The sequence below is a fragment of the Caldimonas hydrothermalis genome, assembly GCF_056746695.1.
In genome coordinates, this window is the sequence record NZ_JBWQXA010000003.1 from 179,717 (window position 1) to 194,460 (window position 14,744).

Genomic DNA, 14,744 nt, shown 5'->3' on the forward strand with positions numbered 1-14,744 from the left:
GCATGCGCGTGACCGCGTCCCGCACCGCGTGATGCGCACGGCCGACCGGGAGGCAGTCAACCCATGAGCTGGAGACAAGCATGTCCGCGATGCCCCAACCCCCCGCCGCCCCGGCGGCCAACGATGCCGACGCCCAGGAAACCCGCGAATGGCTCGATGCGCTGACGGCCGTCATCGAGCGCGAAGGCCCCGAGCGCGCGCACTACCTGCTCGAGCAATTGCTCGAGGAGGCCCGCCAGCACAGCGTGGACATGCCGTTCTCGGCCACGACGGGCTATGTGAACACCATCGAGCCCTCGGAAGAGGCGCACAACCCGGGCAACCTGGAGCTGGAAGGCCGACTGCGCGCCTACATGCGCTGGAACGCGATGGCCATGGTGGTCAAGGCCAACCGGCTCAATCCGCCCGACGGGGGGGATCTGGGGGGGCACATCAGCTCCTTTCAATCGCTGGCCCACATGTTCGCCGTGGGCTTCAACCATTTCTGGCACGCCGACGACACCGATGAGGGAGGCACCCATGGCGGGGATCTGCTCTACATCCAGGGCCACAGCGCGCCGGGCATCTACGCGCGGGCCTTCATGGAAGGGCGCCTGAGCGAGGAGCAACTGCTCCACTTCCGCCAGGAGGTCGACGGCAAGGGCATCTCCAGCTACCCGCACCCCAAGCTGATGCCCGAGTTCTGGCAGTTCCCCACGGTGTCGATGGGGCTGGGCCCGCTGATGGCCATCTACCAGGCTCGCTTCCTGAAGTACTTGCACGCGCGCGGCATTGCCGATACCTCCAAGCGCAAGGTGTGGGTGTTCTGCGGCGACGGTGAGATGGACGAGCCCGAGAGCCTGGGGGCCATCGGCCTGGCCGCGCGCGAAAAGCTCGACAACCTCATCTTCGTCGTCAACTGCAACCTGCAGCGCCTGGATGGTCCGGTGCGGGGCAATGGCAAGATCATCCAGGAGCTCGAAGGCGAGTTCCGCGGCTCGGGCTGGAACGTGATCAAGCTGCTGTGGGGGCGCGAATGGGACGCCCTGCTGGCGCGCGACAAGGATGGCGCCCTGCGCAAGATCATGATGGACACGCTCGACGGCGACTACCAGGCCTTCAAGGCCAACGACGGGGCCTATGTGCGCAAGCATTTCTTCGGCCGTGACCCGCGCACGCTGGAGCTGGTGGCCAAGATGAGCGACGAGGACATCTGGGCGCTGCGCCGCGGGGGGCACGACGCGCAGAAGGTCTATGCCGCCTTCCACCGTGCCTATCACCACGAGGGCCAACCCACCGTCATCCTGGTCAAGACGGTCAAGGGCTACGGCATGGGCAAGGCCGGAGAGGGCAAGAACACGGCCCACCAGACCAAGAAGCTCTCGGACGAGGACATCCGTTACTTCCGCGATCGCTTCAACATCCCGATTCCTGACAGCGAGCTGCCCAAGATTCCTTTCTACAAGCCGGCCGACGACACGCCGGAGATGAAGTATCTGCACGCGCGCCGCAAGGCCCTGGGTGGCTACCTGCCCAAGCGCCGGCCGCGCAGCACCGAGAGCTTCACCGTGCCCTCGCTGGAGACCTTCAAGGCTGTCCTCGAGCCCACGGCCGAGGGGCGCGAGATCAGCACCACCCAGGCTTACGTGCGCTTCCTCACGCAACTGCTGCGCGACCAGGCCCTGGGTCCGCGCGTGGTGCCCATCCTGGTGGACGAGGCGCGCACCTTCGGCATGGAAGGTCTGTTCCGCCAGATCGGCATCTACAACCCCGAAGGCCAGAAATACACCCCGGTCGACAAGGACCAGGTCATGTACTACAAGGAGGACAAGGCCGGCCAGATCCTGCAGGAAGGCATCAACGAGGCGGGCGGTATGGCGAGCTGGATCGCTGCAGCCACGTCGTATTCGACGAACAACCGCATCATGATCCCCTTCTACATCTATTACTCGATGTTCGGCTTCCAGCGCATCGGGGATCTGGCTTGGGCCGCCGGCGACATGCAGGCGCGCGGCTTCCTGCTGGGCGGCACCTCGGGGCGCACCACGCTCAATGGCGAGGGCCTGCAGCACGAGGACGGCCACAGCCACATCCTGGCCAGCACGATCCCGAACTGCGTGAGCTACGACCCCACCTTTGCCCACGAAGTGGCCGTGATCATGCAGCACGGTCTCAAGCGCATGGTCGAGAAGCAGGAGAACGTCTTCTACTACATCACCCTGCTCAACGAGAACTACGCCCACCCCGGCCTCAAGCCCGGCACCGAGGAACAGATCATCAAGGGCATGTACCTGCTGCAAGAAGGGGCGAAGATGCCGCCGCAGGTCAACCTGCTGGGCAGCGGCTCCATCCTGCGCGAATCGATCTTCGCCAAAGAACTGCTCGAACGCGACTGGGGCGTGTCGGCCAATGTGTGGAGCTGCCCGAGCTTCAACGAACTGGCGCGCGAGGGCCAAGATTGCGAGCGCTGGAACCTGCTGCACCCCGAGCAGACCCCGCGTGTGCCTTTCGTGGCCCAGCAGCTCGAACCCTATGCCGGCCCGGTGGTCGCCTCCACTGATTACATGAAGAACTACGCCGACCAGATCCGTGCCTTCTTGCCCAAGGGACGCATCTACAAGGTGCTGGGCACCGACGGCTTTGGCCGCAGCGACTTCCGCAGCAAGCTGCGCGAGCACTTCGAGGTCAACCGCCACTACATCGTCGTGGCCGCGCTCAAGGCGCTGGCCGAAGAGGGCACCGTGCCGCTGTCGCGCGTGTCCGAGGCGATCCGCAAGTACGGCATCAACACCGAGAAGATCAACCCGCTGTACGCCTGAACAACAAGAACGGGGACAAGAACATGGCATTGATCGAAGTGAAGGTGCCCGACATCGGGGACTTCAAGGACGTCGAGATCATCGAGCTGCTGGTCAAACCCGGCGACACCATCTCGGTGGAGCAGAGTCTGGTGACAGTGGAGAGCGACAAGGCGTCGATGGAGATCCCCTCCACGCATGCCGGCGTCGTGCGCGAGCTCAAGGTGAAGCTGGGCGACAAGGTCAGCGAAGGCAGCGTGTTGCTGGTGGTGGACGCTGAGGGGGCTGCAGCCGCGCCTGCACCTGAGCCGGTGGCTGCGCCTGCGCCGGTGGCAGCCGCCGCGCCCCCGCCGACTCCGGCACCGTCGCCGGCCGCGTCGGGCGGTGTGGTCGAGGTGGTCGTGCCCGACATCGGGGACTTCAGCGATGTGGCGGTGATCGAGCTGCTGGTCCAGCCCGGCGACACCATCGTGCCCGAGCAGAGCCTGATCACGGTGGAGTCCGACAAGGCCTCGATGGAGATCCCGTCGTCGCATGGCGGTGTGCTCAAGGCGCTGAAGGTGGCGGTGGGTGACAAGGTGTCCAAGGGCACACCGATCGCCCTGATCGAGACGGCGGGCGGCACGGCTGCTGCGGCGCCATCTGTTCCCGTTGCGGCGCCCGCCACGCCGGTTGCGGCACCGGCCCCGGCCGCTGGGCCTGCATCCGTCGTGCCTGCACCCACGCCCACGCCAGCCATCGTTTCGCCCGCATCGCCCGGGTCACTGCCCCATGCCTCCCCCAGCATCCGCCGGCTGGCGCGGGAGCTGGGCGTGCCGCTGGCCGAGGTGCCCGGCACCGGCCCGAAGGGACGCATCACCCAGGACGACGTCCACCGCTTCGTCAAGCAGGTCATGGCCGGCGAGGTCCACACCCAGGCCCAGAAGGCCAAGGCGCCGGCCGCGGCGGCAGGAGCGGGGAGCTTCCCCGGCCTGTTGCCCTGGCCGCAGGTCGATTTCAGCAAGTTCGGCCCGGTGCAGCGCAAGGACCTTTCGCGCATCAAGAAGATCAGCGGCGCCAACCTGCACCGCAACTGGGTGATGATCCCGCACGTCACCAACCACGACGATGCCGACATCACCGAGCTCGAAGCCTTCCGCGTGCAGCTCAACAAGGAAAACGAGAAGAGCGGCATCAAGGTGACGATGCTGGCCTTCCTAATCAAGGCCTCGGTCGCGGCCCTGAAGAAGTTCCCCGAGTTCAACGCCAGCCTGGATGGCGAGCAGCTCGTACTCAAGCAGTACTACCACATCGGCTTTGCGGCCGACACGCCCAACGGCCTGGTGGTGCCGGTGATCAAGGATGCCGACAAGAAGGGCATCCTGCAGATCAGCCAGGAAATGAGCGAGCTGGCCGCCAAGGCCCGCGAAGGCAAGCTCAGCCCGGCCGAGATGAGTGGTGGCTGCTTCTCGATCTCGTCGCTGGGCGGCATCGGGGGGCGTTACTTCACCCCCATCATCAACGCGCCCGAGGTGGCCATCCTGGGTGTATGCCGCTCGACCATGGAGCCCCGCTGGGATGGCAAGGCCTTCCAGCCTCGCTTGATCCTGCCGCTGTCGTTGAGCTGGGACCACCGCGTCATCGATGGCGCGGCTGCCGCCCGCTTCAACGCCTATCTGGCTTCGGTGCTGGCGGACTTCCGCCGGGTGATGCTGTAAGGAGCGCGGCATGTCCATCATCGAGATCAAAGTTCCCGACATCGGCGACTTCAAGGACGTGGGCGTCATCGAGGTGCTGGTGAAGCCCGGCGATACGGTGAAGGCCGAGCAGAGCCTCATCACCGTGGAGTCGGACAAGGCGTCGATGGAGATCCCTTCTCCCCTGGCCGGCGTGGTGAAGGAGCTGCGGGTGAAGGTGGGTGACACCGTCAACGAGGGCTCGGTCATCCTGCTGTTGGAAGCACAGGAAGCCGGTGCGGCGGCACCGACGCCTGTTTCTGCACCCGCTCCCGCTGCTGCGCCAGCGCCCGTTGCCACAGTGGCCCCTGTGGCCCCTGTGGCCTCCACCTATGCCGGCGGCGCCGACCTCGAGTGCGACATGCTCGTGCTGGGCGCGGGCCCCGGCGGCTACTCGGCAGCCTTCCGTGCAGCCGACCTCGGCATGAAGGTGGTGCTGGTGGAGCGCTATGCCACGCTGGGGGGGGTGTGCCTGAACGTGGGCTGCATCCCGTCCAAGGCGCTGCTGCATGTGGCGGCGGTGATGGACGAGGTGAAGCACTTCGCCGACCTGGGGGTGAGCTTCGGCGAGCCTGCGGTGGACCGCAGCAAGCTGCTGGCCCACAAGAACAAGGTGGTGGGCAAGCTCACCGGGGGCCTGGCCGCCATGGCCAAGATGCGCAAGGTCACCATCGTGCGTGGCTACGGCACCTTCGTCGACCCGCATCACGTGCAGGTCGAGGAAACCACCGGCGAGGGCCAGGACAAGACCGGCAAGACGCAGACCATCCGCTTCAAGCAGGCCATCATCGCGGCCGGTTCGCAGGCGGTGCGCCTGCCCTTCCTGCCCGACGACCCCCGCATCGTCGATTCGACCGGCGCGCTGCAGTTGCAGCATGCCCCGAAGCGCATGCTCATCATCGGCGGCGGCATCATCGGCCTGGAGATGGGTACGGTGTACTCCACCTTGGGCGCCCGCCTGGACGTGGTGGAGATGCTCGACGGCCTGATGCAAGGCGCCGACCGCGACCTGGTGCGCGTGTGGCAGAAGATGAATGCCCCGCGCTTCGACCACATTCTGCTCAAGACGAAGACCGTGGGCGCCCAGGCGACGGCCGACGGCATCCTCGTGAGCTTCGAGGGTGAGGCTGCGCCGAAGGAGCCGCAGCTTTATGACTTGGTGCTGCAGGCCGTGGGCCGCAGCCCCAACGGCAAGAAGATCGGCGCCGAGAAGGCCGGCGTGGCGGTGAGCGACCGCGGCTTCATCCCGGTGGACCTCCAGATGCGCACCAACGTGCCGCACATCTTCGCGATTGGCGACATCGTCGGCCAGCCCATGCTCGCGCACAAGGCGGTGCATGAGGCCCATGTGGCAGCCGAGGTGGCCGCGGGCCAGAAAGCGGCCTTCGATGCCCGGGTGATCCCCAGCGTGGCCTACACCGACCCCGAGGTGGCCTGGGTGGGCCTGACCGAAGACCTGGCCAAGGCCGAGGGCCGCCAGGTGAAGAAGGGTCTGTTCCCTTGGACGGCCTCGGGCCGGGCCATCGCCAACGGCCGTGACGAGGGCTTCACCAAGCTGCTCTTCGACGCCGAGACCCATCGCATCGTGGGGGGCGGCATCGTGGGCACCCACGCCGGCGACATGATCGGCGAGATCGCGCTGGCCATCGAGATGGGCGCCGACGAGGTGGACATCGGCAAGACGATCCACCCCCACCCCACGCTGGGCGAGAGCATTGGCATGGCCGCCGAGGTGGCGCACGGCACCTGCACCGACGTGCCGCCGGCGCGACGCTGACCCGGGGCGCCGGTCAGAACTTGAACTTGACGCCGACCGTCAGCCCCGGCTCGGGGTGGCGGTCGCCGTTGTCCACCAGGCGGGCGTTCATCCACCAGCGGTCCGACACCGGGGGCCGCAGATCCAGGCCGCTGGCTGGGCGCTCGGGACTGGCCCAGGCCAGCGGCGCGGCGCGGGACGCCCCCATCGGCTTGGGCGTGGACGCTGCATCGGCGAGCTGAAGATTGAGCGCCGGCGGGCTCACGGGAGCTGGCCGGGCAAGACGTTGCTGCTGGGGCGTCTTGGTCGTCGACACCTTCTTCCGGGCCGGCTGCGGTATTGCCGGACCCGTTGCCGCTGCCGTGGTGATGAGCGCGGTCTGTGGGGACGCCGGGGCGGCCAGCGCGATGGTCGAGTCGCGCGCCTGGGCCCATGCAGACGTACAAGCACAGGCCAATGCCAGCGCTGGCCGGATCGCAGGTCCGCTCAAGCCTCGAGTTCGCACGGCATGTCCCATGGCGGGCATTGAAGCATGGCGGGCCCAACCTTGGCAGATCGAACCCCGTCATGGGCGTGAAGCAATGCCGAAAACCCGGGGCGACTTGAGGGGGGCTTTCCACGACACAACGCCCGCGCGAGGCGGGCGTTGCAAAAGGAGGGGGCCGGCTCAGCGGGCGGCGGTCAGGGTCGCAGCCGGCGTGACCATGGAGGCCGCGACCTGGGCCTGGACGGCCGGCGCCGCAGGCGCCGATTCGGCTTTCGTGGCCGTGCTCACCGGCAGCAGCGGCACGATCAGCAGCGCGACGATATTGATGATCTTGATCAAGGGGTTCACGGCCGGGCCGGCGGTGTCCTTGTAGGGGTCGCCGACGGTGTCGCCGGTGACGGCCGCCTTGTGGGCTTCGCTGCCCTTGCCGCCGTAATGGCCTTCCTCGATGTACTTCTTGGCGTTGTCCCAGGCGCCGCCGCCGGTGCACATCGAGATCGCCACGAACAGGCCGGTCACGATGGTGCCCATCAGCAGGCCGCCCAGCGCCTCGGGGCCGAGCAGCAGGCCCACCAGGATCGGCACGACCACGGGCAGCAGCGAGGGGAGGATCATCTCCTTGATGGCCGCACTGGTGAGCATGTCCACGGCGGTGCCGTACTCGGGCTGGCCCGTGCCCTCCATGATGCCGGGGATGGTCTTGAACTGCCGGCGCACTTCCTCGACCACGCTGCCCGCCGCCCGGCCCACCGCTTCCATCGCCATCGCGCCGAAGAGATAGGGGATGAGGCCGCCGATGAACAGGCCCACGATCACCATGTGGTTCGACAGGTCGAAGCTCACATGGTGGCCGGCGGCTTCCAGGCCATGGGTGTAGTCGGCGAACAGCACCAGCGCGGCCAGGCCGGCCGAGCCGATGGCATAGCCTTTGGTGACGGCCTTGGTGGTGTTGCCCACGGCGTCCAGCGGGTCGGTGACGTCACGCACCGACTGGGGCAACTCGGACATCTCGGCGATGCCGCCGGCGTTGTCGGTGATGGGGCCGTAGGCATCGAGGGCCACGATGATGCCGGCCAGGCTGAGCATGGAGGTGGCGGCAATCGCGATGCCGTACAGGCCGGCGAGCAGGTAGCTCACGATGATCGCCGCGCACACGAAGATCACCGGCCAGGCGGTGGACTTCATGCTCACGCCCAGGCCGGCGATGATGTTGGTGCCGTGCCCGGTGGTGGAGGCCTTGGCCACATGCTTGACGGGCGAGTAGTCGGTGCCGGTGTAGTACTCGGTAATCCACACCATCAGCGCCGTGAGCACCAGGCCCACCGCGGCGGCGCCGAACAGGCGAAGCTGGGTGCCGCTGGCGTACAGCGCGTCGTCGGGCATCACCCACTTCACGATGAAGAAAAAGCCGACGAGTGCGATCACCCCCGAGACGATCAGGCCCTTGTAGAGGGCCGGCATCACGTTTTTCATGCCCGGCGAGGCCTTGACCGCGCCACAGCCGATGATGGAAGCGACGATCGAAAAGCCGCCGAGTGCCAGCGGCAGCACGGCCGCCTGCATCGGGAAGGCCGTGATCATCAGGGCGCCCAGCACCATGGTCGCGATCAGCGTCACGGCGTAGGTTTCGAAGAGGTCGGCGGCCATGCCGGCGCAGTCGCCCACGTTGTCGCCCACGTTGTCGGCGATCACCGCCGGGTTGCGAGGGTCGTCCTCGGGGATGCCGGCTTCCACCTTGCCCACCAGGTCGGCCCCCACGTCGGCGCCCTTGGTGAAGATGCCCCCGCCCAGGCGAGCGAAGATCGAAATGAGCGAAGAGCCGAAGGCCAGACCGATCAGCGGCTTGAGCACGGTGGACAGTGGCGTGACCGGGGTGACCTGTCCGTTCATGATCAGGAACCAGAACAGCACCCCCACACCCAGCAGGCCCAGGCCCACCACCAGCAATCCGGTGATCGCACCGCCGCGGAAGGCCACCGCCAGGGCGGCGTCGATGCCCCGGGTGGCCGCCTGCGCGGTGCGCACATTGGCACGCACCGACACATTCATGCCAATGAACCCGCAGGCGCCCGAGAGCACGGCCCCGATGACGAAGGCCACGGCGGTGGCGCCATCGATGAAGATGCCGATCAGCACCGCCAGCACGACGCCGACGATGGCGATCGTCTTGTACTGCCGCGCCAGATAGGCCGCAGCGCCGGTCTGGATCGCCGCGGCGATCTCCTGCATACGGGTGTTGCCCGCTTCCTGCTTCAGGATCCAGGTGCGTGACACGAAACCGTAGACGACGGCGGCCACGCCACACACGAGCGCAAAATACAGCGCCAAATCGGTGGACATGAAAGGGCTCCTTCCTCTGGTGATCCGATGGTGATCGAAGGCCCGTGGTCTTGGCTTGCCACGTTGGCCGGCCCATGCTACGCAAAGCCCTGCGGTGCCGCAATGACGGCTCGCCCCGTGTTTACCAGCGGACACCACGCCAATCGCACCGTGGCCGGGTGTCAGGGCGCTGCAAGGGCCCTCGGTAGAATCCGGGTTTTCCCTCGCGATTCATCCGACCCGCCATGAGCCTTCACAACGTGACCCCCGGCGCCAAGGCGCCTGAAGAGTTCAACGTGATCATCGAGATCCCGATGAACGCCGACCCGATCAAGTACGAGGTCGACAAGGAAACCGGCGCCATCTTTGTCGACCGGTTCATGACCACGGCCATGCACTACCCGTGCAACTACGGCTACGTGCCCCAGACCCTGTCGGACGACGGCGACCCCGTGGACGTGCTGGTGATCACGCCCTTTCCGCTCACGCCCGGCGTGGTGGTGACCTGCCGCCCCATCGGTGTGCTGAAGATGGAAGACGAAGCCGGTGGCGACGCCAAGCTGCTGGCCGTGCCCACCACCAAGATCCTGCCCATTTACGACCACTGGAAAAAGCCCGAGGACATCAACCCGATGCGCCTGAAGGCCATTCAGCACTTCTTCGAGCACTACAAGGATCTCGAAGCGGGCAAGTGGGTCAAGGTGCAGGGCTGGGACGGGCCCGAGGCGGCCAAGGCCGAGGTGGCCAGCGGCATCGCCAACTACGCCAAGTCGCAACACCAGTGACCCCGCTGGGCCGGCGGCTTGGGCCGTCCAGCCCCAGCCGTTCCAGTGACGGCAAAGCGGCGCTAAAGTGTCCTCGGCTGCCGCCGATAACCGAGGAGCATCCCGGAGATTGGCGGGCTGTTCCTGGCTCTGTGCAGCGACGGCGAGCCCAGGCGGTGGACGCGATCGCCACGGCAGTCAAGAAGAAGGAGCCGGCACCATGGATGTTTGGCGACGCAATCACATCACCGATCTGCCCGGCCCGGGCCCGGCCCTGCTATACGCCCACGGTTTTGGTTGCCATCAAGACATGTGGGCGGACATCACACCCGCTTGGCGCGGGCAGCACCGGCAGGTGCTGTTCGATTACGTCGGTTCGGGGCGCTCAGACCCGGCAGCGTTCTCGGCGCACCGATATCGCCACCTCCAAGGCTACGCACAAGACCTGCTGGAGGTGTGCGAAGCCACCGGATTGACCCGCGATGTGGTCGTGGTGGCCCACTCGGTGAGCTGTTCGATCGCCATGCTGGCAGCCATCGAACGGCCGCAGTGGTTCCGGCATTTGATCTTGGTGGGGCCCAATCCTTGTTTCGTCAACGACCCGCCTTACAGTGGGGGGTTCGAGCGGTCGGACTTGGTCGAGCTGCTCGAACTGATGGAGCACAACTACATGGGCTGGGCCGATGTGCTGGCGCCGGCGGTGGCCGCAGGGCATGAGCCCGTGCGCCGCACCTTGCGCGAGAGTTTTTGCTCGACCGATCCGGTGATGGCCAAGACCTTTGCGGAAGCGACGTTCTTTTCCGACAACCGGGCTGATGTGCCGAAGGTGCCCACGCCCTGCTTGATTTTGCAGCATGCCCGCGATGCCTTGGCTCCAGTGTCGGTGGGGGAGTACCTGCATGCCCATCTGCCGCAAAGCCGCTTGCAGGTGCTCGATGTGGCCGGGCATTGCGCCCACATGAGCCATCCTCATCTGGTCATCGAGGCGATGCGTGACGTGTTGTCGACCTGAATCGAACCTGTCGTCACCAGCAGGGATGGGCCTGGACGAAATTCCAGCTCCCTGCTGGGTGAGTGATGGCCAAGGTCGGGTGTTGAGCTACAACCAGCGCTTGGCCGAATGGGCCGGGCTGGCGGCCCCAGGCGACGAAGGCGCAGGAGAGCTTCAATTCAGTCAGTGGCTCACGGCGGCCGGCCGGATATTCTTTGAAACCCATGTGTGGCCGACGTTGCGGCGCGACGGGGGCGTGACCGAGGTGTTCGCGCATTGGCAACCCCAGGGGCGGCGGCTGGGGGCTTACGTCGGCGCTCAGGCTTTGGGTTCGCCGCCGTGGGGTCATTACGTCTGGCTGCTGTTCGGCGCCCAAGAGCGCCAAGATTTCGAGCAAGCCCTCATCGATGCTCGCCGCAGGGCGCAAGAACAAGCCGAGCAACTGCGAGATGCCCATGAGCGATTGCGCTTGCTCAATGAGCAGCTGCAACAGCAAATCCACTTGACACAGGCGGATAACCAAGCGCTGTCTGTGTTGGCTGTCCATGACGAACTGACCGGGTTGGGCAACCGGCGCAGCTTGCAAAGTGTGGCACGCACGGTGGCGGCACGCCCGCTGCCGCGCCGGCCGTTTGCCGTGTTGATGTTGGACATCGACCACTTCAAGGCGGTCAATGACAGGCACGGCCATGATCGAGGCGATGCGGTGTTGGTGGATGTCGCACGTTGTCTCCAACGCAATGCCCGCCAAAGCGATGCGGCCATCCGCTACGGCGGGGAGGAGTTCGTGATGGTTTTGCTCGATGCCGACCTCGCCCAGGCGAAGGCCGTGGCCGAACGATTGCGTGAAGACGTCTTTCGGACGCAGCCCGGCCAACTGCCGGTGACGGTCAGTGTCGGCGTGGCGGCTGCCCTGGGGCCCAATGACGATTTGTATGAGGTCCTCAAGCGCGCAGACGATGCGCTCTATCGCGCGAAGGCCGCTGGACGCAATGCCGTCGCCTGCGCCTGAAACCTCCTCTGGCCAGTGAAGGGGCGCGGACGGCCACGAGCCGCGGATGCCGTCATGCGCTTGTCGGTGCGCAACAGTCCAGGAACCTCGGGCGTACGAGCAGATCTCACCGTCCCCGGTCCCCTTTCGGCAGGGGGGACTGTTGAGACGGAGGGTGTGATGCGTGTCGTGATCTGGGCGGCTTGGACCGTGCTTGCCGCACTGTGGACCTTGGGAGCATGGGTGTTGGCGGAACTTGTCCAGTGGTCCGTCCAAGCGATCAACGCGGCCGAGGCCGGCCGTGCGGCCCAGGCCGTCTTGCAGGCTCCCCTGCCGCCCTGGCTGGGCGTCTGGATCGATCCGGCCTGGCTGGAACTCCTGCGTTCACAGCTCCAGTGGCTGATCGAGGCGGGGCAGGCCATCATGCCGGCGGTGGGGGCCGTGGCCGGCTGGCTCGCCCCGCTCGTGTGGATCGGATGGGGGCTGGGCATGCTGACGCTGCTGGCGCTCGCGGTGGGAGCCCACTGGCTGGTGAGGCGTCTGGGCCGCAGCAGCCCCTCCGGCACCGCGACCTGAGGCGCTAAAACAAAGCCAAAAGCAAAAGCCCTGCACGCACGTGCAGGGCTTTTCTGTTTTTTGGCTCCCCGACCTGGGCTCGAACCAGGGACCTGCGGATTAACAGTCCGTCGCTCTACCGACTGAGCTATCGGGGAACAGAGCCTTGAATTATAGCCAGAAAATTTCGGGGCTCACAAGTCCGCCTGCAAAGACAGCCGGAAGCTGCGCGGTGCCAGGGGGTAGAGGAAGGCGTGGCCGTATTGGAGCGGCGATTCGCGCCACGCGCGCTTGTCGGTGAGGTTGTCGATGCCGGCGCGCCAGGTGAGGGCCGTGCCGGCCACGCGGTGCTGGTGCACCAGGCCGATGTCGAAGCGGGTCCAGGACGGGATGTGCACGCTGTTGTCGGCCAGCACCATGCGGTCGCCCTCGTGCACCATGGCAGCGGCCAGGCGCAGGCCGGGCAGGGCGGTGACGCGGTATTCGACGCCGGCTTTCACGGTGTGGGCCGGCACGTTGACAGGGCGTTTGCCGTTGAGGCTCGCGTCGGCCGCCCCCGTGCGGCGGGCGTGCAGCCCCATCGCGCTGCCGCTCAGGCGCCAGGGGCCGAAGTCCCAGGCAGCGGCGGCTTCCAAGCCACGGTGATGGGCATCGCCGTCGAACCGGCGTGTGCAGGTGTCCCCGACCGTGTCGTCGAAGCAGTCGGTCCCGAGGTCGGAGGCCACTGGACGCTTGATGTCGAAATAGGCCACACCCCACTGCAGACCCTCCGACCGGCCTTTGAAGCCCAGTTCCACCTGCCGGCTCCTCAGACTGGGCAAGGCCTGCCCGGCGTTGGTGTAGCGGGCCCGGTTGGGCACCACTTCGGATTCGGCCCCGCGGCCCCAACTGGCGTAGACCATGTGACGCGGCCTGAACTCATGGCTCAGAGCCAGCCAGGGCGTGGTGATGGATTGGCGGTAGTCGGTGGCCTGCGGATCGCCGCTGGTGCGTTCAGTGCTGCGGTGCAATCGCGTGTGGCGAAGGCCTGCCCAGGCCGTCCAGCGCGGGGCCAGTTCGATCGTGTCGCGCACATAGAACTCGGTGGAGCGCTCGGTGCGGTTCGTGTTGGGGTCGGGCTGTCGGTCGGACGGCGGCACCTGGGTCTGCCCGTCGATCGTGCCGGTGCCGGCCCAGCGGTAGATCTGATCTTCCAGGCGTGCCTTGTAGCGGCTGAACAGCACGCCAGCCGTGAGGGTCTGTTGCATCCCGCCCAGCTTGAAGCGGCCATCGGCAGACAGGTTGAGCGCGTGCGTGCGGCGCCGCTCGTTGTCGCTGACATACTCGTAGAGATCGAAGCTGCCGTCGCTGCAGTAGCGGTCGTAGCGGCCTTGCGCATCGCAACCGTAGGGGAAAGCCAGGCGGTCGTCCGTCTCGAGCCGCTGTGTGCCCAGGTGGGCGGTGAGGCGCCAGTCGGCATCGAGCCGGTGGCGCACGCGCAGCGAGGCGGTGAGGGCGTCCATCACGACAGGTTGCGACCAGCTCTGGTTGTTGAGGTTGATGCGTGGGTCGGTCGGCGCGGGCAGGGTGTCGCCCAACAGGCTGAAGGCGGGCTGGCTGGGCTGGCTGCGGCGGCTGGTCTCGACTTCGGCTTCCATGGTGGTGGCCGGGGTGAGGCGCCAGTCGCCGGCCACGGCCAGCAGGCGCCGCTGGCCGGTGTCGCTGCGCAGAGGCGAATCGAGGTGTTCGTAGGCGGCATTCACGCGCAGGCCGAAGCGCTCATCCATGCCGAAGCGCTCGCCGATGTCGGCCGCCGTGCCCACGGTGTGGCGGCTGCGCCAGCCCAGTTCCACGCTGCGCACGCGGCCTTCGGGGCGTTTGACGACGAGGTTGACCAAACCCCCCGGTGCGCTGGTGCCGGCCTGGATGCCGCTGGTGCCCTTGAGCACTTCGAGCGCGGCCTTGTTGTCCAACGGGATGGAGGTCTCGGCGTTGATGGGCAGGCCATCGCGGCGGTAGTTGAAGCGGTTGTCGAGCACGAAGCCGCGCACCGAGAGGAAGTCCCAGTAGCCCTGGGAGTTGTAGCTGTCGCTCACGGCGGCATCCAGGCTCACGGCGTCGGCCATGCGGGTGGCGCCGCGGTCTTTAAGCTCGCCTTCGGGAATCACCGTGGCCGACAGGGGGGTGCGCGCCAGCGGTACCGCGCCGAAGCCGCCCACCTCGGCGCGGGCGGTGGGGGCCTGGCCGGTGACGGTGATGGCGGGCAAGGCGTCGGAGGCGGCCTGCGCCCGGGCTCCACACGCCATCAGCGCGAGGCAGGCCAGCGCCACCGGGCGAAGGGCGGGGGCAATGAAGGGCGAGAAACGACGTACTGCGGCGGCCATCTGCGAACTCTTCTGGCAAGACGCAG

The 14,744-nt window shown here is 66.8% G+C and carries 10 protein-coding genes and 1 tRNA gene; 7 read left to right on the plus strand and 4 right to left on the minus strand.

The genetic code is table 11. From position 1 onward, the window contains the following. The first annotated feature begins 80 nt into the window (after positions 1-80). The 3 genes from aceE to lpdA are packed head-to-tail and all read left to right on the plus strand — an operon-like array spanning position 81 to position 6,269. Entirely contained in the window at positions 81-2,798 is a 2,718-nt protein-coding gene (aceE, locus tag AC1ECW_RS06020) for a pyruvate dehydrogenase (acetyl-transferring), homodimeric type (RefSeq protein WP_409702583.1), read from the plus strand. A gap of 23 nt (positions 2,799-2,821) precedes the next feature. Continuing rightward, positions 2,822-4,474, plus strand: a complete 1,653-nt coding sequence (gene aceF / locus AC1ECW_RS06025) for a dihydrolipoyllysine-residue acetyltransferase (RefSeq protein WP_409702585.1) — start codon at positions 2,822-2,824, stop codon at positions 4,472-4,474. Between the two features lie 10 nt (positions 4,475-4,484). Next, positions 4,485-6,269, plus strand: a complete 1,785-nt coding sequence (gene lpdA / locus AC1ECW_RS06030; RefSeq protein WP_409702587.1) for a dihydrolipoyl dehydrogenase — start codon at positions 4,485-4,487, stop codon at positions 6,267-6,269. A gap of 13 nt (positions 6,270-6,282) precedes the next feature. On the opposite strand, the gene AC1ECW_RS06035 is transcribed toward lpdA, so the two are convergent. Continuing rightward, positions 6,283-6,513: a hypothetical protein gene (locus AC1ECW_RS06035; protein ID WP_409702589.1), complete on the minus strand. Its 231-nt coding sequence runs from the start codon at positions 6,511-6,513 to the stop codon at positions 6,283-6,285. Positions 6,514-6,915: 402 nt separating this feature from the next. Further along, positions 6,916-9,075, minus strand: coding sequence for a sodium-translocating pyrophosphatase (locus AC1ECW_RS06040; protein ID WP_409702591.1), 2,160 nt, complete (start codon positions 9,073-9,075; stop codon positions 6,916-6,918). Between the two features lie 224 nt (positions 9,076-9,299). Here AC1ECW_RS06040 and ppa point away from each other — a divergent pair, with 224 nt between their 5' ends. The 4 genes from ppa to AC1ECW_RS06060 all read left to right on the plus strand — a co-directional run bounded on the left by ppa (position 9,300) and on the right by AC1ECW_RS06060 (position 12,376). After that, the gene (ppa, locus tag AC1ECW_RS06045) at positions 9,300-9,839 is read left to right on the plus strand and encodes an inorganic diphosphatase (protein ID WP_409702593.1); all 540 of its coding nucleotides are present in this window, start codon (positions 9,300-9,302) and stop codon (positions 9,837-9,839) included. A gap of 199 nt (positions 9,840-10,038) precedes the next feature. Next, the gene (locus AC1ECW_RS06050) at positions 10,039-10,830 is read left to right on the plus strand and encodes an alpha/beta fold hydrolase (protein ID WP_409702594.1); all 792 of its coding nucleotides are present in this window, start codon (positions 10,039-10,041) and stop codon (positions 10,828-10,830) included. An 82-nt stretch (positions 10,831-10,912) separates the two neighbouring features. Next, positions 10,913-11,821, plus strand: a complete 909-nt coding sequence (locus tag AC1ECW_RS06055) for a diguanylate cyclase (RefSeq protein ID WP_409702596.1) — start codon at positions 10,913-10,915, stop codon at positions 11,819-11,821. 159 nt (positions 11,822-11,980) lie between these two features. Then, positions 11,981-12,376 (plus strand): hypothetical protein, encoded by a 396-nt coding sequence (locus AC1ECW_RS06060; RefSeq protein ID WP_409702598.1) that lies wholly within the window; start codon positions 11,981-11,983, stop codon positions 12,374-12,376. Between the two features lie 61 nt (positions 12,377-12,437). On the opposite strand, the gene AC1ECW_RS06065 is transcribed toward AC1ECW_RS06060, so the two are convergent. Both AC1ECW_RS06065 and AC1ECW_RS06070 read right to left on the minus strand, forming a co-directional pair. After that, positions 12,438-12,513 (minus strand) — tRNA-Asn (locus AC1ECW_RS06065). Between the two features lie 36 nt (positions 12,514-12,549). Next, the gene (locus AC1ECW_RS06070) at positions 12,550-14,718 is read right to left on the minus strand and encodes a TonB-dependent siderophore receptor (protein WP_481201436.1); all 2,169 of its coding nucleotides are present in this window, start codon (positions 14,716-14,718) and stop codon (positions 12,550-12,552) included. Positions 14,719-14,744 lie beyond the last annotated feature (26 nt).